Source organism: Ensifer adhaerens (genome assembly GCF_020035535.1).
In the GTDB taxonomy this organism is placed as follows: Bacteria; Pseudomonadota; Alphaproteobacteria; order Rhizobiales; family Rhizobiaceae; genus Ensifer.
Map to the genome: position 1 here is coordinate 1,332,756 of NZ_CP083349.1, position 24,157 is coordinate 1,356,912.

At 61.6% G+C, this 24,157-nt stretch carries 24 protein-coding genes and 1 tRNA gene; 21 read left to right on the forward strand and 4 right to left on the reverse strand.

The genetic code is table 11. The annotated features are described in order from the left end of the window. The first annotated feature begins 5 nt into the window (after nucleotides 1-5). From nagZ to LAC81_RS06560, 12 genes are all read left to right on the forward strand, one after another. Nucleotides 6-1,022: a beta-N-acetylhexosaminidase gene (gene nagZ / locus LAC81_RS06505; RefSeq protein ID WP_223727152.1), complete on the forward strand. Its 1,017-nt coding sequence runs from the start codon at nucleotides 6-8 to the stop codon at nucleotides 1,020-1,022. Nucleotides 1,023-1,106: 84 nt separating this feature from the next. After that, nucleotides 1,107-1,925, forward strand: a complete 819-nt coding sequence (locus LAC81_RS06510) for a segregation and condensation protein A (RefSeq protein WP_113537763.1) — start codon at nucleotides 1,107-1,109, stop codon at nucleotides 1,923-1,925. Further along, complete coding sequence (gene scpB, locus LAC81_RS06515; RefSeq protein WP_223727153.1) at nucleotides 1,918-2,649, forward strand: SMC-Scp complex subunit ScpB; 732 nt, start codon at nucleotides 1,918-1,920, stop codon at nucleotides 2,647-2,649. Before LAC81_RS06510 ends, scpB begins: the two co-directional genes overlap by 8 nt. 75 nt (nucleotides 2,650-2,724) lie before the next feature. Then, nucleotides 2,725-3,837: an ABC transporter ATP-binding protein gene (locus LAC81_RS06520; RefSeq protein WP_223727154.1), complete on the forward strand. Its 1,113-nt coding sequence runs from the start codon at nucleotides 2,725-2,727 to the stop codon at nucleotides 3,835-3,837. A 91-nt stretch (nucleotides 3,838-3,928) separates the two neighbouring features. Next, the gene (locus tag LAC81_RS06525; RefSeq protein WP_113537623.1) at nucleotides 3,929-4,135 is read left to right on the forward strand and encodes a twin-arginine translocase TatA/TatE family subunit; all 207 of its coding nucleotides are present in this window, start codon (nucleotides 3,929-3,931) and stop codon (nucleotides 4,133-4,135) included. A 74-nt stretch (nucleotides 4,136-4,209) separates the two neighbouring features. After that, nucleotides 4,210-4,887 (forward strand): Sec-independent protein translocase protein TatB, encoded by a 678-nt coding sequence (tatB, locus tag LAC81_RS06530; protein WP_223727155.1) that lies wholly within the window; start codon nucleotides 4,210-4,212, stop codon nucleotides 4,885-4,887. Beyond that, nucleotides 4,884-5,726 (forward strand): twin-arginine translocase subunit TatC, encoded by an 843-nt coding sequence (gene tatC / locus LAC81_RS06535; RefSeq protein ID WP_113537621.1) that lies wholly within the window; start codon nucleotides 4,884-4,886, stop codon nucleotides 5,724-5,726. The genes tatB and tatC overlap by 4 nt, the downstream gene beginning before the upstream one ends. 46 nt (nucleotides 5,727-5,772) lie before the next feature. Further along, a complete protein-coding gene (gene serS / locus LAC81_RS06540) occupies nucleotides 5,773-7,056 on the forward strand; it encodes a serine--tRNA ligase (protein WP_223727156.1) in 1,284 nt (427 codons plus the stop codon). Nucleotides 7,057-7,084: 28 nt separating this feature from the next. Then, nucleotides 7,085-7,852, forward strand: a complete 768-nt coding sequence (surE, locus tag LAC81_RS06545) for a 5'/3'-nucleotidase SurE (protein WP_113537619.1) — start codon at nucleotides 7,085-7,087, stop codon at nucleotides 7,850-7,852. A gap of 39 nt (nucleotides 7,853-7,891) precedes the next feature. Then, a complete protein-coding gene (locus LAC81_RS06550; protein ID WP_419196085.1) occupies nucleotides 7,892-8,506 on the forward strand; it encodes a protein-L-isoaspartate(D-aspartate) O-methyltransferase in 615 nt (204 codons plus the stop codon). 173 nt (nucleotides 8,507-8,679) lie between these two features. After that, complete coding sequence (locus LAC81_RS06555) at nucleotides 8,680-9,324, forward strand: biotin biosynthesis protein BioC (protein ID WP_223727158.1); 645 nt, start codon at nucleotides 8,680-8,682, stop codon at nucleotides 9,322-9,324. 218 nt (nucleotides 9,325-9,542) lie between these two features. Continuing rightward, entirely contained in the window at nucleotides 9,543-11,102 is a 1,560-nt protein-coding gene (locus LAC81_RS06560; protein WP_223727159.1) for a peptidoglycan DD-metalloendopeptidase family protein, read from the forward strand. Nucleotides 11,103-11,231: 129 nt separating this feature from the next. Here the strand turns inward: LAC81_RS06560 and LAC81_RS06565 are convergent, their stop codons facing one another. Then, a complete protein-coding gene (locus tag LAC81_RS06565) occupies nucleotides 11,232-12,101 on the reverse strand; it encodes an ATP-binding protein (RefSeq protein WP_223727160.1) in 870 nt (289 codons plus the stop codon). 301 nt (nucleotides 12,102-12,402) lie between these two features. Here LAC81_RS06565 and yajC point away from each other — a divergent pair, with 301 nt between their 5' ends. The 5 genes from yajC to LAC81_RS06590 all read left to right on the forward strand — a co-directional run bounded on the left by yajC (nucleotide 12,403) and on the right by LAC81_RS06590 (nucleotide 17,215). Then, complete coding sequence (gene yajC, locus LAC81_RS06570; RefSeq protein ID WP_113537614.1) at nucleotides 12,403-12,738, forward strand: preprotein translocase subunit YajC; 336 nt, start codon at nucleotides 12,403-12,405, stop codon at nucleotides 12,736-12,738. Between the two features lie 47 nt (nucleotides 12,739-12,785). Beyond that, nucleotides 12,786-15,356, forward strand: a complete 2,571-nt coding sequence (gene secDF / locus LAC81_RS06575; RefSeq protein ID WP_223727161.1) for a protein translocase subunit SecDF — start codon at nucleotides 12,786-12,788, stop codon at nucleotides 15,354-15,356. Nucleotide 15,357: 1 nt separating this feature from the next. Then, a complete protein-coding gene (locus tag LAC81_RS06580) occupies nucleotides 15,358-15,744 on the forward strand; it encodes an Mth938-like domain-containing protein (RefSeq protein WP_223727162.1) in 387 nt (128 codons plus the stop codon). A gap of 21 nt (nucleotides 15,745-15,765) precedes the next feature. Next, nucleotides 15,766-16,608 carry a phytoene/squalene synthase family protein gene (locus LAC81_RS06585; RefSeq protein ID WP_223727163.1) on the forward strand — a complete coding sequence of 281 codons (843 nt, stop codon included), beginning with the start codon at nucleotides 15,766-15,768 and terminating at the stop codon, nucleotides 16,606-16,608. A gap of 139 nt (nucleotides 16,609-16,747) precedes the next feature. Next, nucleotides 16,748-17,215 carry a hypothetical protein gene (locus tag LAC81_RS06590; protein WP_223727164.1) on the forward strand — a complete coding sequence of 156 codons (468 nt, stop codon included), beginning with the start codon at nucleotides 16,748-16,750 and terminating at the stop codon, nucleotides 17,213-17,215. A gap of 83 nt (nucleotides 17,216-17,298) precedes the next feature. On the opposite strand, the gene trmFO is transcribed toward LAC81_RS06590, so the two are convergent. The 3 genes from trmFO to LAC81_RS06605 all read right to left on the reverse strand — a co-directional run bounded on the left by trmFO (nucleotide 17,299) and on the right by LAC81_RS06605 (nucleotide 19,528). Next, on the reverse strand, nucleotides 17,299-18,717 hold the full coding sequence (trmFO, locus tag LAC81_RS06595; RefSeq protein WP_223727165.1) for a methylenetetrahydrofolate--tRNA-(uracil(54)-C(5))-methyltransferase (FADH(2)-oxidizing) TrmFO: 1,419 nt from the start codon (nucleotides 18,715-18,717) through the stop codon (nucleotides 17,299-17,301). A gap of 101 nt (nucleotides 18,718-18,818) precedes the next feature. After that, nucleotides 18,819-18,962 (reverse strand): DUF1127 domain-containing protein, encoded by a 144-nt coding sequence (locus tag LAC81_RS38505; RefSeq protein ID WP_065777919.1) that lies wholly within the window; start codon nucleotides 18,960-18,962, stop codon nucleotides 18,819-18,821. Nucleotides 18,963-19,384: 422 nt separating this feature from the next. Further along, entirely contained in the window at nucleotides 19,385-19,528 is a 144-nt protein-coding gene (locus LAC81_RS06605; protein ID WP_113537608.1) for a DUF1127 domain-containing protein, read from the reverse strand. 927 nt (nucleotides 19,529-20,455) lie between these two features. On the opposite strand from LAC81_RS06605, the gene LAC81_RS06610 reads away from it, so the two are divergent. The 4 genes from LAC81_RS06610 (at nucleotide 20,456) to tig (ending at nucleotide 24,071) form a co-directional block, all read left to right on the forward strand. Then, on the forward strand, nucleotides 20,456-21,565 hold the full coding sequence (locus tag LAC81_RS06610) for a DUF2157 domain-containing protein (protein ID WP_223727166.1): 1,110 nt from the start codon (nucleotides 20,456-20,458) through the stop codon (nucleotides 21,563-21,565). Next, a complete protein-coding gene (locus LAC81_RS06615; RefSeq protein WP_223727167.1) occupies nucleotides 21,562-22,146 on the forward strand; it encodes a GDYXXLXY domain-containing protein in 585 nt (194 codons plus the stop codon). The genes LAC81_RS06610 and LAC81_RS06615 overlap by 4 nt, the downstream gene beginning before the upstream one ends. Before the next feature lie 182 nt (nucleotides 22,147-22,328). Next, nucleotides 22,329-22,413: transfer RNA gene (locus tag LAC81_RS06620), tRNA-Leu, on the forward strand. Nucleotides 22,414-22,592: 179 nt separating this feature from the next. Then, a complete protein-coding gene (gene tig / locus LAC81_RS06625; RefSeq protein WP_223727168.1) occupies nucleotides 22,593-24,071 on the forward strand; it encodes a trigger factor in 1,479 nt (492 codons plus the stop codon). Nucleotides 24,072-24,157 lie beyond the last annotated feature (86 nt).

The window sequence follows — 24,157 nt, forward strand, 5'->3', positions numbered from 1 at the left end:
TTGCAATGAGCGAATCAAAAGCATTTATCTCGGGCTGCAAGGGCCTTTCTCTCAACGAAGACGAACGCCAGTTCTTTGCCGGCGAGCGGCCATGGGGCTTCATCCTGTTCGGGCGCAATATCGGCGAAGAGCAGCAGATCTGCGATCTGGTGGCGGCGCTTCGCGACAGTATTGGCAATCCGAATGCGCCTGTGCTGATCGACCAGGAAGGTGGGCGCGTGCAGCGCATTCGACCACCGCTCGTCCAGCAATACCCGAATGGTGCGGCGATTGGCGAAATCTACCGCCGCGACCGGGAGCTCGGCCTGCGCGCAGCCTGGCTCATGGGACGCCTGCATTCGTTCGACCTGATGCGCTTCGGCATCACCGTTGATTGCCTGCCGGTGCTGGACGTGCCGATTCCCGGCAGCCACGATGTCATCGGCAACCGTGCCTACGGCCATGATCCAGAGAGCGTCACGGCGATCGGCCGGGCGATGGGCGAGGGACTGAAGGCTGGCGGCATGCTGCCGGTCATGAAGCACATGCCCGGCCACGGCCGCACCTTTGTCGACTCGCATCACAATCTGCCCGTGGTCAGCGCCACTTTCGATGAACTCGCCGCCAGTGATTTCCTGCCTTTCGTCGCGATGAAGGACGAGGTGATGGCGATGTCGGCGCACATGGTCTTCACGACCATCGATCCGGATAATCCTGCGACCACCTCCGCGAAGGTCGTCCGCGAGGTCATCCGCGGTCACATCGGTTTCGATGGCCTCTTGATGTCGGATGACGTCTCGATGAACGCGCTTGCGGGCGATATGTCGACGCGCGCGCGCAACATCATTGCCGCAGGGCTTGATCTCGTCTTGCATTGTCATGGCATAATGGAAGAAATGAAGGCCGTCGCCGACGTCGTGCCGGTTCTCGCTGGCGAAAGCCTGCGGCGCGCAAAGGTGGCGGAGGCGGCTTTCCGGGCGCCTGACGATGGGAACGAAAGCGATTTGCGGACCGAGTTCAACGGCCTGTTCGCGACGGTGTAGGACAGACGTAGCCAGCAGGAAAGGATCGGACTGTCAGTGAGCAATGCGGGCGAAAGACATGGCAAGCCTGCGTCGAAGGCGCCGATGGAGCCCCTGTGGCAGGAAGAGACCGAAGAGCGCGGCTTGCATGAAGAAGCGCTGGTGGTCGATCTTGCCGGGTTCGAAGGCCCACTCGATCTCCTGCTGCATCTCGCCCGTAGCCAACGCGTCGATCTTTCGCGCATCTCCGTGCTTGCGCTGGCCGAACAGTACATCGCTTTCGTCGAGCGGGCGCGCAGCATCCGTATCGAGCTTGCCGCCGACTACCTCGTCATGGCGGCATGGCTTGCTTACCTGAAGTCGCGACTGCTGATCCCGCAACAGGCCAAGGACGATGGTCCGACGGGTGAGGAAATGGCCTCGGCTCTGGCCTTCCGGCTGAAACGCCTGGAGGCGATGCGTGAGGCGGCAACGCGGCTGATCAACAGGAACCGGCTCGGCCGGGATGTGTTCGTTCGTGGTGCGCCGGAGCATATCGTCACGGAGAAGAAATCCGGTTTCGACGCTTCACTCTACGATCTGTTGAGTGCCTATGCGAGCCTGCGCCAGCGTCAGGCAATCACCCAGGTGACGATCGAGAAGCGCCACGTATGGTCTCTGGCCGATGCGCGCCTGATCCTGGCACGGATGATCGGCGGTCTCGACGATTGGACCGCGCTCGATCATTTTCTGATCCGCTACATGACGACGCCGAAGGAACGGGCAACCGCAATCGCCAGTTCTTTTGCCGCCTCGCTCGAAATGGTCCGCGAGGGCCGGTTGGAGATCCGTCAGGAAGAGGCGTTTGCGCCGATCTATCTCCGGCGCGGACCGAATCCGATCGATGCGGAGACGCTTGCCGAAATGGAGGCAGCCCGTGGCTGAAGCCCAAAAATACTTGCCGGAAGCATCCGACGAGGACGATGAGATCGACGCGACGTCATCACTTGACCCTCGGTTGGAGCAGGAGGCCGAGCGGATTGCCGAAGCCCTGGTCTTTGCGTCGGCGCAGCCTGTGTCGGAAGCCTATATCGAAAGCCGCTTGCCGCGTGGCGCCGATGTCGCCCGGATCATGATGCGCCTGAAGGCGCTCTACGCGACGCGGGGCGTCAATCTTGTTCAGGTCGCCGACCATTGGGCTTTCCGCACGGCGGCCGATCTCTCTTTCGTCGTGCAGACCGATGAGCAGGAAGTCCGCAAGCTCTCGCGCGCCGCGCTCGAAGTGCTTGCCATCATTGCGTACCATCAGCCGGTGACCAGAGCGGAGATCGAGGATATTCGCGGCGTGCAGACGTCGAAGGGTACGCTTGACGTGCTGATGGAGGCCGGCTGGGTTCGGTTCCGCGGGCGTCGACGCACGCCGGGCCGTCCCGTTACCTTCGGCACCACCCGCGATTTTCTCGACCACTTCGGTCTTGAGGAACTGCGCGACCTGCCGGGTATCGAGGAGCTGAAGGGGGCAGGGCTGCTTTCCGGCCGCGTGCCGTCGAACCTCAATATTCCCGTTCCCGTGGGCGAAGATGAGCTTGCCGAGAACGAAGACCCAATCACCCAGCTCGACCTTGAAGAACTGGGGCTCTTGACACCGAAGGGCGAAGAAGCCGATTAAAACCTGAATGGGGATATCGGCTTTCCCCGGCGCCGGCAGTTTCAGCGGGTGCGACTGGTGTCAAGGAATGCAAGCATGGTTTCAGATCCGCAGGACGCTCCCGTCATGACAACGCGACGGACAGCGGGTGTATCCTTCGCGGCGAGCCTGAGCTTCGAAGATATTCATCATAGCTACCACGCCAAGGAAACGATCAAGGGCGTCAGCCTGGCGGCGAAAGCCGGCGAGGTTCTTTGCCTGCTCGGTCCGTCCGGGTCCGGAAAGACCACCCTGCTGCGTATCGCCGCAGGCATCGAGAAGCAGAGCACGGGACGCCTACTGCTCAACGGTCAGGAAATCTCCGGCCCGTCCGTCTTCCTGCCGCCGGAAAAACGCGGTGTCGGCCTGATGTTTCAGGATTTCGCGCTGTTCCCGCATATGTCCATTCGCGACAACGTCCGCTTCGGTCTGACGGCGCTGCCAAAGAAGGAAGCGTTGAACCAGGCGGACGCGGCGCTCGAGCGGGTGGGCCTCTCCCATTACGCTGATCTGTACCCGCATGTGCTCTCCGGCGGCGAGCAGCAGCGTGTGGCACTTGCGCGCGCCCTTGCACCGCGACCCGCCGTACTTTTGATGGATGAACCGTTTTCCGGCCTCGACTCGCGCCTGAAGGATTCGATCCGCGCCGATACGCTCGCCATCCTCCGGGAGACCCGGGCAACGGCGATCGTCGTTACCCACGATGCGGAAGAAGCGATGCGCATGGCCGACCGAATTGCGCTTCTGCAGGATGGGCGGCTTGTCCAGGTGGGGACGGCAGACGAACTCTACCGTCACCCGAAAAACCTCTTCGCGGCCGGTTTCTTCTCGGAAATCAATGTGTTCAATGCGCAGGTTCGCGGCGGTCGCGTCGATACGCCGGTCGGCACCGTGTCGGCCGGGCGTCACGGCGAAGGGGAAAGAGTCTCGGTCGCCGTCCGGCTTTCCGGCGTGCGCGTCGGCGAGGCTGGTGGCGATATTCCCGCACGCATCCTCTCCCGCCGGTTCATTGGTGTCGTCGAACTGCTGGAATTGGCCGTCCCGCGTTGCGAAGATGTCGTGCGGGCTCGTATCCGCGCGGACCAATTGCCGCAAGGATTGCGCGATGTAATGCTTTCAGTTAACGAGCGGGATATATTACTGTTTGAAAAAGATGGTTCTGCATCTTAGGTTCTGTCGCAACGAAGGGCGTGATTAGCGCACGCCTGAAAATTGACATGTGATAGAGCCTATATCGGGGAAGGCTCAGAGGAGTAAGAGCATGGGTTCCTTTAGCATTTGGCACTGGCTGATCGTGTTGGTCGTGGTGCTGCTCTTGTTCGGTCGTGGCAAGATTCCCGAACTGATGGGCGATGTTGCGAAGGGCATCAAGAACTTCAAGAAGGGCATGAGCGACGAGGAAGCAGGCGCGACCGACAAGACGCTCGACAGCAAGACCGTTGACCACAAGTCTGACGAAGTTCGCTAACGGTCTGGCGTCGATGGAACCGGTCCGGTATCGGTATCGGACCAGTTCCTTCATGGGTTTGCAGGACATTTCGAATGCTTGATATCGGCTGGACCGAGCTTGTCGTCATCGCCATCGTTTTGATTGTCGTTGTCGGGCCGAAAGATCTTCCGCCTATGCTGCGGGCTTTTGGCCGCATGACGGCGAAGATGCGAGGCATGGCCTCGGAGTTCCGCCAGCAGTTCGACGAAGCGCTGCGCGAAGCGGACCTCGATGAGGTTCGCAAGACCATCAGCGATGCGCAAAGTCTCAACCCGGCCAATGCGCTCAGGGATGCGATCAATCCGCTTCGCCAGATGGGCAACGATATCAAATCGGACCTGCAGAAGGCTGCAACGCCCGACAAGCCCGCCACAACGGATACCACCGAGCCCGCGGCTGCGGAGCCGATCGCGGTCGCTCCGGTGGCTGCTGCGGAAACGAAACCCGCAGACCCGGTTGCCGCTGCGGCCGTAGGCTCGGCCACGCGCCAACTGGAACGCGCCGAGGTTGCCGTCCCGGCCGAAAAGCCCAAGCGGGCGCCGAGGGCAAAGACCGATCCGGCGCCGGTCGCAAAGAAGACCGCAGCGCCCAAAGCGGTGGCCCCCAAAGCTTCGGCAAAAGCACCCGCAAAGGCGGTGGCCGAGAAGAAGGCGTCGAAGCCCGCTTCAGCGGAGCCCGCTGCCAAGACGTCCAAGCCGCGCGCCAGCACGCGCAAGAAAGGTGAAGCATGAGCGGCGATATCGAGGACCGGCCGCAGCCGCTGATCGAGCATCTGATCGAACTGCGCAAGCGCCTGATGTGGGCCATTGGCGCGTTCTTCATTGCGTTCCTCGTCTGCTTCTACTTTGCCAAGGGCCTTTTCAATCTCCTTGTTCTGCCGTTCAAATGGGCAGTGGGCTGGGCTGGGCTCAACCATCGCAATGTCGAGCTGATCTATACGGCTCCGCAGGAATTCTTCTTCACGCAGATCAAGGTTGCGATGTTCGGCGCGCTGGTCATCGCGTTTCCGGTGATTGCTGCGCAGATCTACAAATTCGTGGCTCCGGGTCTCTATAAGAACGAGCGAGCCGCTTTCCTGCCGTTCCTCATTGCATCGCCGCTTCTCTTTCTGCTCGGCGGCGCCCTGGTCTACTTCTTCTTCACGCCGATGGTGATGTGGTTCTTCCTGGCGATGGAACAGGGCGGCGGTGAGGGCCAGGTGGCCATCCAGTTGCTGCCGAAGGTTTCGGAATATCTGAGCCTGATCATGTCGCTGGTCTTTGCCTTCGGTCTGGTTTTCCAGCTGCCGGTAATCACCACGCTTCTGGCCCGTGTCGGTTTCGTGACTTCGCAGGGCCTTGCGGAAAAGCGCAAGTACGCGATCGTGATCGCTTTCATCGTGGCTGCCGTGCTGACGCCGCCCGATCCGGTTTCCCAGATCGGCCTTGCACTGCCCGCCATCCTTCTCTACGAAATTTCGATCTATACGGCGCGACTCGTCGAAAGACAGCGGGCAGCGGACGCGCTCAAGAGCGAGACTGCCGAGTCGCAGGAAGGATCTTCCGGAGAGGTCGGCCCCGCCAAGGGCTGAGCATTCGAAATTTCGCGCCGTGAGTTGACCAACGCGTGGAACGACAATGCTTGATATCAAATGGATCCGTGAAAATGCCGAGATGCTGGACGCCGCCCTGGCGAAGCGGGGCGCGGAGGCGTTGTCGGCGTCGCTGATCGCCCTCGACGAGCGCCGCCGCACGATCCTGCAGTCGCTGCAGGACATGCAGTCGCGCCGCAATGCCGCCTCGAAGGATATCGGCGCGGCCATGGCACAGAAGAACGCCGAGCTTGCCGAAAAGCTGAAGGCCGAGGTCGCCGAACTCAAGAACGCCATGCCGGCACTTGAGGAAGACAGCCGCAAGGTGGAAGCCGAGCTCAACGATGCACTCTCCCGCATTCCGAACATCCCGCTCGAGGATGTTCCGGTCGGCGAGGATGAGACCGGCAACGTCGTCAAGCGCGTGGTAGGCAACAAGCCCACGTGGAACCACCAGCCGCGCGAGCATTTCGAAATCGGCGAGGCGCTCGGCCTCATGGATTTCGAGGGTGCTGCCCGCATTTCCGGTTCGCGCTTCACGATCCTCAAGGGGCAATTGGCGCGGCTCGAGCGCGCGCTCGGCCAGTTCATGCTTGACCTGCACACGCAGGAACACGGCTACACCGAAGTGCAGCCGCCGCTGCTGGTGCGCGATGATGCGATGTACGGTACCGGACAGCTGCCGAAATTTGCCGAAGATCTGTTCCGCACGACGGACGGCCGCTGGCTGATCCCGACGGCGGAAGTGCCGCTCACCAACATCGTTCGCGAACAGATCCTCGAAGGCGAAAAGCTGCCGTTGCGCTTCACCGCATTGACGCCATCCTTCCGCTCGGAGGCCGGTTCGGCCGGTCGCGACACCCGCGGCATGCTGCGCCAGCACCAGTTCAACAAGGTCGAACTGGTTTCGATCACCGATGCCGAAACCTCGGTCGACGAACACGAGCGCATGACGGCTTGTGCCGAAGAGGTGCTCAAGCGCCTTGGCCTGCACTACCGGGTGATGACGCTCTGCACCGGCGACATGGGCTTCGGTGCGCGCAAGACCTACGATCTCGAAGTCTGGCTGCCGGGGCAGGATACCTATCGCGAGATCTCGTCCTGCTCCGTGTGCGGTGATTTCCAGGCGCGCCGGATGAATGCGCGCTACCGCACCAAGGAAGACAAAGGCACGCGCTTCGTTCATTCGCTGAACGGTTCCGGCGTCGCCGTCGGCCGTGCGCTGATCGCCGTCATTGAAAACTATCTGAACGACGACGGATCGGTGTCGGTGCCGGATGTGCTGGTTCCCTACATGGGCGGCCAGACGCGCATCGAAAAGGCCATCTGAACGAACGTCAAAGGGAAGGACAGCATCCATGCGGATCCTGCTGACAAACGATGACGGTATTCATGCTGAAGGTCTGGCGGTCCTCGAAAGGGTCGCGCGGACGATTTCGGATGATGTCTGGGTCGTGGCACCCGAGGCGGACCAGAGCGGTCTGGCGCATTCTCTGACGCTGTCGGAGCCCTTGCGGCTTCGCCAGATCGCCGAGAAGCGCTTTGCGCTCAGGGGTACGCCGACGGATTGCGTCATCATGGCGGTGCGCAAGGTGCTGGATCGCAAGCCTGATCTCGTGCTTTCGGGCGTCAACATCGGCGCCAACATGGCCGATGACGTGACCTACTCAGGTACGGTGGCGGGCGCCATCGAGGGCACGTTGCAGGGCATTCGCTCCATTGCGCTCAGCCAGGCTTATCATCACGCCGTCGGCAAGGCTGTGCCTTGGGATGTGGTGGAGACGCATGCGCCGAGCCTGATCCGCAAGCTGATGGCGGTGGAGCTGCCCGACGGCACCCTTCTCAACGTCAATTTCCCGAACTGCTCAGCCGACACGGTTGCCGGGATAGAGGTAACGTCACAAGGCAAGCTCGATTTCGGCCTGTCGATCGACGAGCGTACGGATGGCCGCGGCTTTCCCTACTTCTGGCTGCGCTTCGGTGAGCGTTTCGGCGATTTTCGTGCCGGAACCGACATTCATGCTCTGCGCGAAAATTATATCTCGGTGACGCCGCTCAAGCTCGACCTGACGGACTATAGCGTCCAGGACCGCCTGATGCGGGCTTTGAACGAAGGGGCTCATTGATTGAGCGCGCGCGTTTCGGAACAGGAAGGTTTTGCCAAGATGGTGCTGCGGCTGCGCGCCGCAGGCATTACCAATCATGACCTGCTCAAGGCGGTCGAGCAGACCTCGCGTGGCCAGTTCGCACCGCCGCAATATCAGGCCGAGGCCTATTCGCAGCGGACGATTCCGCTCGATTGCGGTTCCTTCATGGAAGGCTACGATTTTGCGGTGCGACTGCTCCACTGTCTGAACCTGAAAACAGGTCAGCGGGTTCTCGAGGTCGGCACCGGCAGCGGCTTTACCGCTGCGGTGATGGGGCGGGTGGCCGAACGGGTCCTGACGATTGATCGCTACCAGACGCTCGTCGGTACGGCGCAGAAAAACCTTGAGAAATCAGGCGTTCGCAACGTCATTGTCCGCCATGCCGATGGCAGTGCCGGTGTGCCGGGTGAGGGCACTTTCGATCGCATCTTGATCACGGCTGCCTTCAACAGCCTGCCGCGCATGTTTTCCGATCATCTCGTTTCCGGCGGAACCTTGGTGGTGCCGATCATGATGAGCGAGACCCATTGCCGGATCGTCAGGGTCAATCGAACGGGAAGCCGCTTCGACCGCGAGGATCTGTTCGACGCGCCTTACCTTCCGATCGTGCAGCAGCTCGCGTCTTTTCTTTGATGCGGCCACTGGCGAACGTCTTTTTGAGCGCCTTAATAAATCCTTAACTGCATCCAGTCTCGCGCAAGCTTCGCGCCATACGTCTCCGCTGCACGATAGGTTTCGCCCGCGAGTCGTCGCTCTTGCACGACCAGGGTGTTGCTGCCGGATCGTGAGATAGACGGAGACGGCAAATGCAGATCGCGAACAGGCTGACGGCCGCAGCATCGGGCGACGGGCTGAATAATCTTGCAGGGCGCAGCGCTGGGCAGACGAATTCTGCAAGCAAGGACGAGCAGGCCGCACAGGCGCTCGCGGCGAGCTTCTTCGACCCCACTCCGCGCATCTCCCTTTCCGCCGACGCACTGCTCTATCTCAGCCAGACGAAGAAGGCTTCGGACGGGCAGCCGCAGCTCAGCCGCGACGAGTGGAACAATCGCCTGTCTCCGCAGCTGGCATTGCGTGAATACCAGGCCTTTGGCAAATTTCTCGACGCCGGGGATCACCAAGCCTACTACAAGAACTTCATCGACTATTACGACAGCCTCCGCCCGGAAGATCAGGACAGCTTGCGCTATTTTGGCACGCGCGAGGCTGCCGTCGCGGGTCTGCGGTCGCTTGAATATGAACAGGCGAGCGGCGCCGACGGTGAGGTCACGTTCCAGACGCTGGTGAGCGTCCTGCTCGAAGAAGACAAGACCGCCCAGTCTGAAGCGCCGGCCCGGCCTGAGGGGCGTTCGATCTTCGCCTGGGATCTGACAAGCATCAGCTATGAAGATCAGCCGGCGGAGCGGCGCTCCGTTTCTGAAATCGAGCGCCTCTATTCCGAACTGAGCTAGGATTTCGCCATCGTCGCACCCGGGGCTTCCGCGCGCTCTAGGCGTTGCGCGGAGCCCGCAGCAAGCCACCAGGTCGACCGCGCCATCACATGGCGGGCCGGGTCTATGGTTAGCGTTTCGTCAAATTAGTCCTTTGGTGGTGCTGACCTTAACCGGGCGGTAACTCTAATAAGCTTTAATCATCCCACATCGAGTTGCGTTCGGAGTGGGTAAGCGTCATGCGTCAGTTTGTATCTCCCGGGGTTGGAAAGTCCACGATCCGCCTGTGCGTGGCGGTTCTGCTAGCAAGCGCCGCAACGGGCTGCAGTTCGGACGCCAGCCGATTTGACGGCCTGTTCTCCCGGTCGGACAACATTACCACAAGCTCAATTCCGCGCGATGCGACGCCGGTTCCGCGCGGCGACGTAGCCGTCGGCCAGATGGCGTCGACGTCACCTGCGGATGCGCGCAACGGTGCGCTCGGTCAGCCGTATCCGACTGCAAGCGCGCAGGGCGGCTATGATCCGGTGAACACCGCTTCCACTCCGGTATCCACAGCCCGTGGTGCATCGACGCCGATCTCCGTTCAGCGCACGACCTTGGCCGACCCGAGCGCGACCACGCGCCAGAGTCCCGAAGCGCAGCCGTTCCCTGCTGCTCGCCAGCAGGCGGCCGTAGCGACACGCCAGACGCTTCCCGCGGCCGTCAACGAGACCGCAAGCAAGAGCGGCTGGACGACGCAGAATGCCCCGACGATCATGGTCCGCCCCGGCGACAATGTCGCAGCTCTCTCCAAGCGCTTCGGTGTTCCCGAGAAGGAAATTCTGAAGGCGAACGGGCTGCAGACCGCAGCGCAGGTTGAAACCGGTCAGCGCCTGGTCATCCCGACCTTCGGCTCGGTCGGTAGCCCGGCGAAGGCAGCGGCCACCAACTCGATCGCTGGTCTCGATGGCAACAAGCGTCAACCTTCGCCGCTGCCGAACGACCAGCGCGACGTCGCCATCCTGCCGGGTTCCGCCCAGTCGCGCGAAAAGAGCGCTGGCAAGACGGACGTCGTTGCCGGCAAGCCGGCGACGAACGGTGAAGGCAATGGCGGCGGCACCTATACGGTCAAGGCTGGCGACTCGCTCAATCGCATCGCCAAGACCACGGGTGTGTCTGTGGCAGCCCTCAAGCAGGCAAACGGCCTGAGCGCAGAATCGATCCGCGTCGGCCAGACGCTGCAGCTGCCGGGCGCAGGCGGCGCGGCGCTGGACCAGGTCAAGACGGCATCGGTTCCGAGCAAGAAGACCGAGCAGCCGCAGGTCGCCTCGCTCGAAAAGAACAAGCCGGCAGAATACCAGCCGCCGGCCGCCAAGCAGAGCGTTACCGATGTTGCTGCGCTCAAGACGGATGTCGATGAGGACTCGCCGAAGTCGACGGGGATCAGCAAGTACCGCTGGCCGGTACGTGGCGCGGTGGTCGCCGGTTACGGCGCCAACGTCGACGGCAACCGCAATGACGGCATCAACATCTCCGTGCCCGAGGGCACGCCGATCAAGGCGGCCGAAAACGGCGTCGTCATCTACTCGGGCAGCAGCCTGAAGGAATTGGGCAACGCTGTCCTGGTCCGCCACGACGACGGCACGGTCACGGTCTACGGCAACGCTTCCGAACTCAAGGTTCAGCGCGGCCAGAAGGTTCAGCGCGGCCAGACGCTTGCGGCTTCCGGCATGACCGGTCGCGCCAGCCAACCGCAGGTGCACTTCGAGGTGCGCAAGAACGCCACCGCCGTAAACCCGGCGACCTTCCTCGAATAGGTCCGGGCCATTCCCTTGGTCGAGGCTCGATCGAGGTAGCGCGAGAATCAAAAAACCGCCTGCCAAACCCGGCAGGCGGTTTTTTTGTCTTTAGTCGAGCAGGCATGGCGCGCGATCCGATCGCTGGAGTTAAGCCTCCAGCCGATGGCGCATGCGTCCGGCGAGATCCTGGATGAACTGCCAGGCGACGCGGCCGGACCTTGCGCCACGGGTGGTTGCCCATTCGAGCGCTTCGGCATGCAAGGTCTCCGCGTCGACGGCAAAGCCGTAGTGCTGGGCATAGCCGTCGATCATGGCAAGGTAGTCTTCCTGGCTGCACTTGTGGAAGCCGAGCCACAGCCCGAAGCGGTCGGACAATGAGACCTTTTCCTCGACGGCCTCTGACGGGTTGATGGCGGTCGACTGTTCGTTTTCCATCATGTGGCGCGGCAACAGGTGGCGTCGGTTCGATGTCGCATAGAGCAGCACGTTCGACGGACGCCCTTCGACGCCACCGTCGAGCACGGCCTTGAGCGACTTGTAGGACGTGTCATCATGGTCAAAGGACAAGTCGTCGCAGAAGACGATCACGGGCACCGGCGCGGTCTTGAGGATGTCCATCAAGGCGGGCAGGGTGGCGATATCCTCGCGATGCACCTCGACGAGCTTGACCGCGACACTCGTATCGCGAGCGACCTGCGCATGCACGGATTTCACCAACGAAGACTTGCCCATGCCACGCGCGCCCCAGAGGAGCACGTTATTGGCAGGAAAGCCCTCGGCAAAGCGCAAGGTGTTGTCGAGCAGAATATCGCGGACGTGATCGACGCCGGTGATCAGCGACAGTTCGATGCGATTGGGCCTGGCGACCGGTTGCAGATGATGCGTGGCCGGAGCCCACACAAAGCATTCGGCGGCGTCCCAATCATTGCTGGCTGCGGCCGGTCCGGCCATGCGCTCGATCGCCGCGGAAAGCTTCTGCATTTCCTTGATCAGAACGTCGATCTTTGCTTCCGGCATCTGTCTGTCTCCAACAACTGAATCAATCATTTGGTCACGCCACAGCGAAAATGGGCGCCTCTAACGGCACGCGATTGCCGCGCAATTGCGACGCTACCGTTAACAGACACCCGGTAGCACGCAGGTTTGCGCTGGAAAAGGCCGCAGAGCCTTCCACGGGGGGTTCTCCTCTTGTCCAAATTGTGTCAGAGGCACAGGAACGGGTAAGGGTGCCGCCGCTTTGCAGAGTGGCCGGGCGCCCCTATATTCCGGCCGATTTGGTGCGGAGGAACCGCCGATATTTGAACTCAAGGAGTGATCGATGTTCATTACCGAAGCTTTTGCGCAGACAGCCGGTGCCCCTTCCACTGGCGGCGCGGACATCCTTATGTCCATCCTGCCGTTCCTGCTGATTTTTGTTGTCATGTATTTCCTCATCATCCGTCCGCAGCGCGCCCAGATGAAGCGCCGCGAGGAGCTGCTGAAGAACATCCGTCGGGGTGACCAGGTGGTGACCGGCGGCGGCATCGTCGGCAAGGTTACGAAGGTCGTCGATGATAATGAACTCGAAGTCGAAATCGCCGATGGCGTTAAGATCCGCGTCGTTCGCAGCGGCGTATCTGAAGTTCGCGTCAAGGGCGAACCTGTGAAAGAATAAGGGACGCGAACAGTCACCACCCGACGAACAACTGGAGCGTTTGAGGCATGCGCAGATTCCCGCCGTTGAAACGTATCCTCGTCTGGTTGGTGGCTCTCGCCGGCATCGCCTTTGCCTTGCCGAATGTTCTGAGCCGTGATGAGGCAGCGGGTCTTCCGTCCTGGATGCCTCATCGCCAGGTGGCGCTCGGCCTTGATCTCCAGGGAGGCTCGCACTTCATGCTGCGAGCCGCGCGCAGCGACATCGTCGCCGCGAGGCTCGAGGCGGTCGCCGGCGAAGTCGGAAAGTCCCTGCGCGACGCCGATATCGCCTATATCGGCCTTGCCGGCGAAGGCCAGTCGATTTCGTTCCGGGTTCGGGACAGGGCCCAGCTCTCCGCCGCTCGCGACAAGCTGAAGACGCTGACGGCGCCGGTTGAAATCGGCGGGTTCGGCAGGGGCGCGGTCTCGGAAGTCGTTTTTGATAGCGCCGACGAAGACGAGCTCGTCCGGCTGCGGCTGACCGACGAAGGCATCGACTACCGGCTGTCGTTGGCCCTTGCTCAGTCTATCGATGTGGTGCGGCGCCGTGTGGCCGAAGTCGGCGTTCTGGAGCCGCTCATACAGCGCCGCGGCGAAGATCGTCTGATCGTCCAGGTCCCGGGGCTCGACGACCCGCAGCGACTGAAGGACCTGTTGAGCCAGAGCGCTCATCTGACCTTCAGGTTGCTCGATACGGCCGTTCCGGTACAGCAGGCCGTCGAGGGACAGGCGCCGGTGGGCGCAGAAGTCCTCTATTCCTTTGACGATCCGCCGGTTCCCTATCTCGTCCAGAAGGAGCCGCTGCTGGGTGCCGCGAGCTTCCTCTCCGCGCAGCCTGAGGCAGATCCGTCCGCTGACACGGCATCGGTGGTGGTCAAGCTCGATGCGGCCTCGCAGCAGCGCGTTGCCGCCGCCACGGCGCAGCAGCCGGAGGCCAAGGTAGCGATTATTCTTGACGGGCAGGTTGCCGCAACGCCGAAACTTTCCGATGCGGTCAAGGGCGACACGGCGCGCATTTCGGCCGAGCTTCCGGCCGACTCGGCTGCGGATCTCGCCGCTCTTATCAGAACCGGCCCACTGCCGACGCAGCTGACCTTCGTTGAGGAGCGGACGGTCGGCCCCGGCGTCGGCGTTGACGCGATTACCGATGGGCTCAAGGCCGGCCTCGTCGCGGCGATTGCCGTCGCCGCCTCGATGATCTTCTTCTATGGCGTTTTCGGTGTCTTTGCCGTCATTGCACTCGCTCTGAACATCGTCTTGATCCTTGCGGTGCTCTCTGTGTCGGGTGCGACACTGACCCTCCCGGGGATCGCCGGCATCATCCTGACGATCGGTGTCGCGGTCGACTCGAACGTGCTGATCTACGAGCGCCTGCGTGAGGAGGTTCGTGGTGGCGAGCCGTTGCGCCGCACGATCAACAATGCTTTCTCCCGCGTCTTCAGCAGCATCTTCGATGCCAACCTGACGATGCTGATCGCCAGCGCCATCCTGTTCTATCTGGGTTCCGGCCCTGTGCGTGGTTTCGCCGTTACCCTTGCGATCGGCAGTGTCACGACGCTCTTCACCGCCTATACGGTCACCCGACTGATCGTGAAGCGTTGGCTTCGGCAGTGGAGATCCGAACGGCTGCCGAAGGGCATCCGTACCGGCCGCTTCAGCAATCTGGACATCCGCTTCATGCGGATCCGCAATCCGGTGTTCATCCTGATGGCCGCCTTGTCGGCGGCCTCGGTGCTGCTGCTTGCGGGGATCGGGCTCAATCTGGGTGTGGACTTCAAGGGCGGTTCGATCATCGAGCTGCATTCCAAGGGCGGCCCGGTCGACGTTGCCGATCTTCGCACCCGTCTCGACGAGTTGAATTTCGGCGAAGTCCAGGTGCAGCAACTCGGATCGGGCGAAGACGTGCTCGTTCGCGTGCCGTCTCAAGAGGCGGGCGACAACGCCGAACAGACCGCCGCCGGCGTCATCAGGACCGAGCTTGCTGACGAATACGACTTCCGCCGCGTTGAAGTGGTTGGCCCCGTTGTCTCGGGCGAGCTGACACGCGCCGGAACGATGGGGCTCGCAATCTCCTTCGTCGCGATCCTGCTTTATGTCTGGCTGCGTTTCGAATGGCGCTTCGCCGTCGGTGCGATCATCGCGACTGTACACGACGTGCTGTTGACGATCGGCTTCCTGGTATTGACCGGCATCGAGTTCAATCTCGGCAGCATTGCCGCTGTTCTCACCATCGTCGGCTATTCGCTGAACGACACGGTTGTCATCTACGACCGCATTCGCGAGAATCTAGACCGCTACAGGCGCATGCCGCTTTCGGTGTTGATCGATACCTCGATCAACCAGACGCTCTCACGGACGATCCTGACGGCGCTGACGACGATCCTGGCGCTCGCTGCGCTCTATCTCTTCGGCGGCGGCCTCATTCGTTCGTTCAGCGTCACCATGTTGTTTGGTGTCATTGTCGGGACGATCTCCTCCATCTATATCGCCGGCCCGATCCTCATTCTCTTCAGGAAGCGGACGGACCACATTCCGGGGGACGAAAACACGTCCGGCGCGGATGCAGGTGCTGCCGGCGCGGCAAAGGGTACGGTTTGAAATGCCCAAGGGTATTGAAATTCGCGAAGCGCATTTTCCGGGCCGCGCACCGATCGATGCCTATGGCAACGGCGGCTTTCGCTTCGCGGATATGTCGCATCGCGGATCGATCCTGATGCTGCCTTCGGGCGTCTATGGGTGGGACGTTGCCGAGGGAGATCCCCTGGCGGTCGAGAAGTTCTACAGGGTCATCGACGAGGCGAAGGACATCGAAGTGCTGCTGGTCGGCACAGGCAAGGACATTCGCCCGCTGCCTGCTGACCTCAAGGCCGCGCTCCGCGCCGTCAACGTATCCTCGGATCCGATGAGCACCGGGGCTGCTGTTCGCACCTACAATGTGATGCTGGCCGAATCGCGTGCAGTCGCCGTCGCGCTGATCGCCGTCTGATCGGCATTCGGGGAAGACGACGTGCAAGACATTTCCGCTCAGATCCTGGCCGACCTCAGGGATACGGACCGCGACCGTTATCTCGCCTGCCTGCTTGCGCCCGCCGACAAGCAGCGCCCGCTCGCAGCGCTCTATGCCTTCAACGCGGAGATCGCGCGAATCCGCGATCTCGTGCATGAGCCGATCCCAGGCGAAATCCGCATGCAGTGGTGGCGCGATCTCATCGGCAACGAGGCTGCCTCCGGCGAGGGGCACCCGCTTGCTGAAGCGCTGCTGCAGTGCATCCGCGAGCACAGGCTGCCGGTTTCGGTGCTGGAGAACATGATCGATGCCCGGATTTTCGATCTCTATGACGACCCCATGGAAGACCGCTCGGCACTCGAGGGCTATGCCGGCGAGACCGCCTCGGCCTTGATCCAGCTCTCGTCACTGGTGTTGGACCCGCAGAATGCCGCAAAATCGGCAGAGGCCGCCGGCCACGCCGGCGTCGCGCAGACTGTTGCGGGCCTCCTTATGCTGTTGCCGCTGCATCTCAGGCGCGGTCAGGTCTATCTACCAGCCGAACTGTTGCGTGCCACAGGGCTCGACCGCGAAGCATTGATTGCCGGCGAAGACAGCGACGGAATCGGCCGGGCGATCCGCGCCTTCGCCGGGTTCGGACGGGATCATCTGACCAAGGCACGGGCTCAGATGGCGACGATCTCGCCGTCGAATTTCCCCGCATTTGTGCCTCTGGCTTTGGCCGAGCCCATCTTCGACCGCGCAGAGACCGTTGGCGCCGGACTTCTGAAGGCGCCGATCCGCCCGGCGCAATGGCGCCGGCAATGGTGGATGTGGCGCGCCGCCCGGAGCCGTCGCTTCTAGAAGGCCAGGAAGGACGCGCTACTTATTAAAGACCCCAGTGCGCTCAGCGTTGGGGTGCCTGACGCCAAATTGGCGCAAGCCTCGTCGGGTATAGAAGCGGTTTATCGGCGTCATGCCGAGCGAAGGGGAGCGCCCGCGGATGCTTTGGTTGTTACTCATTGGCGTCGTTGTTCTGGCCGGCGCATTCTACATGTGGATGAATGCCCGCGCCGAGCGGGATTGGGACAATCCCGATGCCGGTTCCGCGATGGTTGAATTCGGGCGCGCTTTTCCGGATGAGGCAATCCGTGCGCTGCATTCCACCGCAGATCGGAAGGCGATCTTCCTGCGGCTGCACGACGGCAAGGCGGGCTTCATCCAGTCGCATGGCACGCACTATGTCTGCCACGTGATCCAGCCTGGAAAAGTCAGGGTGAACAGTTCGGAGACCGGCCGAGGACTGATCGTGCATTTCCCGGATTTTGCCTATCTGGACAACGCCTTCGAGTTTCAGAACGCAGGCGAGGCGGCCGAGGTTTCTCTGTGGCTGCTCGGCAGCTTCAACCCGAAATCGGAATTCACGCAGCCCGATACGGGCTCGCCGCATACGGCCCAGGCGAGCGAATAACGGTTTAGCAGTCCGGTTAAAAGAAAACGGCCCGCCGGTATCGCCAGCGGGCCGTTCGTCGTTCTGATCTCTGGTTCGCCCTCTCAGGCGGACTTGCCGAGCCATGCGGCGCAATCGGCGAGCGCGCGCGACGCCGTTGCCTGCTTCTTCGCAGCGGCCTTCTCCTTGCCACGGAAGCGCTTGGCGCCCTCCGGCTTGGTGATCGTTCCCGGATCAAGTGGCGGGAACAGGCCGAAATTCACGTTCATCGGTTGGAACGAACGTTTCCCCGGCTCATCGTCGGAGACGATGTGACCGCCGGTGATGTGGTTGAGCAGGGCGCCGAAGGCCGTGGTCGCCGGCGGCACAGCCAAAGTCTCACCCTTGCGTTCGGCAGCGGCGAAGCGGCCGGCAAGAAGGCCGATGCTCGCGCTTTCGACATAGCCTTCGCAGCCGGTGATCTGTCCGGCAAAGCGCAGGCCCGGCCGTGACTTCAGCGCCAGCGTGCCGTCGAGCAGCGTGGGCGAGTTGATGTAGGTGTTACGATGCAAACCGCCGAGGCGGGCGAACTCGGCGTTCTCCAGGCCGGGGATCATCCGGAAGACTTCGGCCTGGGCGCCGTACTTCAGCTTGGTCTGGAAACCGACCATGTTGTAGAGCGTGCCGAGCGCATTGTCCTGGCGCAGCTGAACGACGGCATAGGGCTTGACCGTGGGGTTGTGGGCGTTGGTCAGGCCCATCGGCTTCATCGGTCCGTGGCGCAGCGTCTCGCGGCCGCGCTCCGCCATCACCTCGATCGGCAGGCAGCCGTCGAAATAGGGCGTGCCTTCCCATTCCTTGAAGCCCGTCTTGTCGCCGGCGATGAGCGCGTCGACAAAGGCGTTGTATTGCTCCTCGGTCATCGGGCAGTTGATGTAGTCCTTGCCGGTGCCGCCGGGGCCGACCTTGTCGTAGCGGGACTGGTACCAGCAGACGTCCATGTCGATCGTCTCGGTGTAGACGATCGGTGCGATGGCATCGAAGAAGGCCAACGCATCGGCCCCGGTTTCCGTGCGGATCGCCTCGGCGAGACCGGGCGCCGTCAGCGGGCCGGTCGCAATGACGGCGAGATCCCATTCGCTCGGTGGCAGGCCCGTGATTTCTTCGCGTACGACCGTGATCAGCGGATGGGCAGCGATCGCCGCGGTGACCGCGTCGGAAAATCCGTCTCGGTCGACCGCAAGCGCACCGCCGGCCGGCACCTGGTTGGCGTCGGCCGATTTCATGATCAGCGAGCCGGCCAGGCGCATTTCCGCATGCAGCACGCCGACCGCATTGCTGGTTGCGTCATCGGAGCGGAACGAGTTGGAACAGACGAGTTCGGCAAGGCCGTCGGTCTTGTGCGCATCGGTGCCGCGAACGCCACGCATCTCGTGCAGGATGACCGGAACTCCAGCCTGGGCGATCTGCCAGGCGGCCTCCGATCCGGCAAGGCCACCGCCGATGACGTGAATGGGGGAGTGGGAAGAAGTGTCTTTGCTCATGGCCGGCTTCCTATCACGCCTCGGCCTTTCGTTCCAACGTCTATAAACGAAAACGGCGCCCCGAAGGGCGCCGTTTTGGAAGTCAGTTCGAACCGTCGAGATTAACGGAAGGAACGAGCCGCAATGTTGCGGATGTCGTAGCGGGTGATGCCGATGTCGGTGAGAGCGTGGTTCGACAGGTTGCCGAGCTCGCTGACGGTGCGGCGGTAGTTGATCCAGCTTTTTGCGATACGAATCGGGTTCATGGTCTTTTCCTCAAAATCAGTTTGTCGCGACAGCCATCTGTCTGCGTCGTTGAAGTTCTTATACGCTTGTCTAATTAGAAGGTGGAGTGCAAAGAAAATGCAGCTGCTATGCATTTGTGCAGTGCATCGCCACATAGATGGGCACCGATGCAAAAGTCGGCATCAATTAATGATTGATTAAAATGCCGACTGCCTTGCGCTAACGTATTGTCTTTAAACGGTATACTTAAACCAGAATACGGGTGGTCGAAGGCGCGCTATGGACGTGGCTCTCGCAGCTTGGGCCGATGATGCTGGCCAAGCGTAAGCTGGCGTCTCGCAAGTGCGAAGGCGCGTTCGGGTTTGCCGCCGGCCGGGCAAAAGAAAACGCCCCCCGGAGTGAACCGGAGGGCGCTGACGGTTAGGTCGGTCTGCAGCCTGAATTACTTGACTGCCTGACGAGCAACGTAAGGGATGTCGCCGCGGCCGATGCCGAGGTCGCTCAGCTCACGGTCGCTCATGCGGCCGAGTTCGTTGCAGGTCTGACGATACTTGCGCCAATTGTTGAAAGAACGTGCGAGGTTCATGATCCTATCCTTTCTAGGGTCGTGTGCCAGCGCTCATCTCTCTTGCTGGCCGTCATCTGATGCTCTGAAATATAATCGTTCTGAGCAGAAGTTACAGAGACAATGCTGCATCGCACCCATGCAGGGCATGCAAGCCTCTGTGCGACGGTACCCTCGCGCATGGCGCCGAAACGCATGGCGCAATCGGGTGGCGGTGGCTGGAGTTGTTGCCCAAAATCCAGGGCCGGAAAACAAACAACGCCCGCTGAGGGAGGAGATCCAGCGAGCGTCGCTTTGTTCTGATCGGCAACCGGGAGGAGGAGTGTCGCCGATCCAAATCGAGGGGCGCTGGGAGGAGGAGTGCGCCGCCCCGATCGATGAGTTGAAGATAGTATGGAGCTGGCCTGAGGTGTAGAGCCGATCCAGAATGGCACCTATGCACTGCGCGCATAGCGTTGCGCGAATACGGCGGTCGCGTGCACGAATAATGTGCAAGTGCGCGATGGCGGCAGCTAACACGTGGGAGGAGGGGCTGAAAACAATAACGCCCGCTGGGGGAGGAGGTCCAGCGAGCGTCATTTGAAGTGATTGGCAACTGGGAGGAGGAGTGTTGCCAATCTGATCGGAGGAGCGCTGGGAGGAGGAGTGCGCTCGACCGAATTCCATCGGGCCTTTCTCAGCAAGCTGAGGCGGGTGGCCGTTTCCGCTGGCGACCGTCGGGCTTCATGCCTTCGTTCGCCTTTGATGTTTTGAATATAGGAGCTTTAAATCGATTTGTGCAGTGCAATATCCGCATGGAAGATATGCGCCTTGCGCAAGCCGTTCATCAGTCCCAATCGGCGCAGGCCTCAGTCGCGAGAGAGCGATTGTATTTCCGCGTCGATACGTGGTTAGTTGGTGATGCAACCGGATCAATTCAAGCATCGGATTCTGAAGGCTGAGAGCAGGATGTACCGCGCACGTCTCGAGCGAGACTTCAAGCACTGGATCGACAAGGGGCTGCTGCAGGAGAACGCGGCGCGCGCCATGATTGCCGAGTATGACGGGCGCGAGTCGACATTCCGGGCGGGGCGCGTGCTACTTATGCTGGCGGCCCTTCTGCTATCCGCGTCGATCCTGCTGCTCGTTGCGGCGAACTGGGAGGAGTTGCCGCGCCTTGCGCGGGTCGCAGGCATCGTCGGCCTGGTCTGGGGCTTCCATCTTGCTGCCGCCTGGCTGCTCCAGAGCGGGCGGACGGCATTTGCAGCCGCAGCGCTGGTTCTGGGGGCGGCCGCCTTTGGCGGCGGTATCGCGCTCATCGGGCAGATGTATCATCTGTCGGGCGATGCAGCCGACGCGGCCCTGCTTTGGTTCGTCGGTGTCTGCGTTTCGGCACTCGCGTTCCGCTCCGCGGCAATGTCCGCGACCGCCGGCGGGCTCGCCTGCTTCTATTTCGGCACCATGTTGACGGAAAATGATTTCAGCACGGAGTTCGACTGGCGCTTGTGGTCGGTGCCGGTGCTTGCCGTGATTGTCGTTCTCCTGGTCCGCTTCACGGATGCGGGCAGGGCCCGGCATCTGGCCTATCTGCTCGTCCTTTCCTGGCTCGGCTGGCTTTATCTGGATAGTCCGTCACTTGCTTTTGCGGTCGGCCTCGCGGTCCTCGGCCTTGCGGCCTTTCTGGTGGCGACGCTCCCAGGATCGCCCCTGCGCCTGCTTGCGATCGATGCAGGGTCGGCGCCTGCATTCTACTCCTTCGCGCTTGCCCTGCTTGGCTTCACCGGGCTTCAATATGAGGCTGTCGGGCTGACGACGGAGGTTGCGACCGGAACAGGCACCTTGCTGGTGGCGCTTCTGGGCATAGCGCTTGCCGGTGCGCAGAACGGCGCAGTCCGTTATCTCGGCTACATCGCCTTCGCCGGCGAGCTTCTCTACCTAGCCTTCGAAACGCTCGGATCGATGCTTGGCACATCGGGATTCTTCCTGATTTCGGGTCTTGTCGTGGCGTGCATTGCATGGCTGGTCATTCGCATCGAGGGGCACATGGCCCGCACGCGTCAGGCGGAGGCTTCGCGATGACAGGCGGGACGTCGCGTAAACGTTGGCTGAACCCGCTGCTCGCCGCGCTGCTTGTCGCCGGCGTACAGACGGCGGCCCTTGGCTACATGATCGAGAGCAGGGCTTCGATCCTCAGAAACGGGCGGGACGTCCTTCTGAAGACCGTACCCGTCGATCCGCGCGACCTGCTCAGGGGCGACTACGTGATTCTGAGCTACGATATTTCCAGGTTGCAGCCGGAACTGTTCAAAGGTGCCTTGCCAACGCAATCGGGCGAGGTGGTGCTTTATGTCCGGCTGGAGAAGCAGTCCGACGGTTTCTGGGCGGCGACGGAAGCGTCGTTTCAGCCGCTGCCGCTGATCGGCGACAGCGTTGTACTCCGTTCGCTGCCATTCTCCTACTATCCGTCGGCGTCGTTGCCCTTGACTGTGGACTACGGCATCGAGCGTTTCTACGTGCCGGAGGGCGAAGGCCGCACGCTGGAGGAGGCGCGAAATGCCGAGGCGCTTTCCGTCAACATCCGCGTCGATGGCAAGGGCAGGGCGCAGATCCGTGAGATTGCGGTCAATGGAAGCCCGGTCTATGAAGAGCCCCTTTACTGAGGCTCCGTGGGGCGCTGCGATCCGTCGTGGAATTCCGCATTTTCCCTTTGATCCCGTCAAAACGAGTGATATAGAGACGCCGCGCTCGGGAAAGCCCTGAACTTTCAGCATGCCCATTGTATCCGCGGTATTCCGCTGGTTGGTCTTGCGGGAATACGGTCAGGCGGTGCGATTGTCTGAACGCGGGTATGGTGAAATTGGTAGACACGCCAGATTTAGGTTCTGGTGCCGCAAGGCGTGGGAGTTCAAGTCTCTCTACCCGCACCAGATCAGCGATCGCGCCCAAAGTCCGGATTCTGCGAGGATGAAGGGGGCTGGAGTGCCATTTTGCTTGCAAAACGGTTGCAGAACTGCGTAAAGCCACTCCCGGCAAATGGATCGGCTCACGTGCTCGCCAGACCTTTCGAAGGGGAAGAGCACAGTCAACGTGAAATGAAGGTTTGAACATGCAGGTTATCGAAACGCTCGCTCAAGGGCTGAAGCGCGAACTCAAGGTCGTTATCCCGGCCAAGGACATGGAAGCTCGGATGAACGAGCGCCTGGCCGAAGTGAAGGACCGTGTGAAGATCAACGGCTTCCGTCCGGGCAAGGTGCCGGTTGCGCATCTGAAGAAGGTCTATGGCAAGTCGATCATGGCTGACCTCGTCAACGAGATCGTCCGCGAGAAGCCGACCGAGATCCTTTCGGGCCGTGGCGAAAAGTCGGCGACCCAGCCGGAAATCGCGATGACCGAGGACGAGGCCGAAGCCGACAAGATCCTCAACGCCGAAGCTGACCTCGAGTTCACCGTTGCCTACGAAATCATCCCGGCGATCGAACTCAAGGACGTTAGCGGCATCAAGGTGACGCGCGAAGTCGTCGAGATCGCTGAAGACGAAGTCAACGAGCAGATCCTGAAGATCGCCGAAAGCGCTCGCAGCTACGAATCGAAGAAGGGCAAGGCTGCCGATGGCGACCGCGTCACCATCGATTACCTCGGCAAGGTCGACGGCGTTGCCTTCGACGGCGGCAAGGACGAAGACGCTGAGCTGGTTCTCGGCTCCAACCGCTTCATCCCGGGCTTTGAAGAGCAGCTCGTTGGCCTGAAGGCTGGCGACGAAAAGACCATCACCGTCACCTTCCCCGCTGATTACCCGGCCGCAAACCTCGCCGGCAAGGAAGCGACCTTCGACATCACCGTCAAGGACGTAGCAGCCGCTCAGGCCATCGAAATCAACGACGAACTGGCCACCAAGCTCGGCCTCGAATCGGCTGACAAGCTGAAGGAAATCGTCCGCGGTCAGATCGAGGGCCAGTACGGCAACCTGACCCGTCAGAAGGTCAAGCGTCAGATCCTCGACCAGCTCGACGAACTCTACCAGTTCGAAACGCCGGAGCGCCTCGTCGAAGCCGAATTCGAAAACATCTGGCGCCAGATCAACACCGACCTGCAGCAGGCCGGCAAGACTTTCGCTGACGAAGAAACCACCGAAGAAGAAGCCCGCGCCGAATACCGCAAGCTCGCTGAGCGTCGCGTCCGCCTCGGTCTCGTTCTCTCGGAAATCGGCGAAAAGGCCGGCGTTCAGGTCAGCGACGACGAACTGCAGCGTTCGCTGTTCGAACAGCTCCGCCAGTTCCCGGGCCAGGAAAAGCAGATCCTCGACTACTTCAAGAACACCCCCGGCGCCGCCGCTTCGCTGCGCGCTCCGCTGTTCGAAGAAAAGGTCGTCGACCACCTGCTCGGTGAAATCTCGGTAACCGACAAGACGGTTTCCAAGGAAGAGCTGACGGCTGACGACGAAGAAGGCGAAGGCAAGGCTGCCAAGAAGGCTCCGGCCAAGAAGAAGGCCGCTGCCAAGGCTGAAGCCGCCGAAGGCGAAGAAGCTGCCGCTCCGAAGAAGAAGGCTCCGGCCAAGAAGAAGGCCGCTGACGACAGCGCCGAGTAATCGGACCGAAGCCTTAGGAATCGAAAAGCCCTGCCGCTTGCGGCAGGGCTTTTTCATTTGTGGGGCGTCGATGAGGTCGCCGTCTC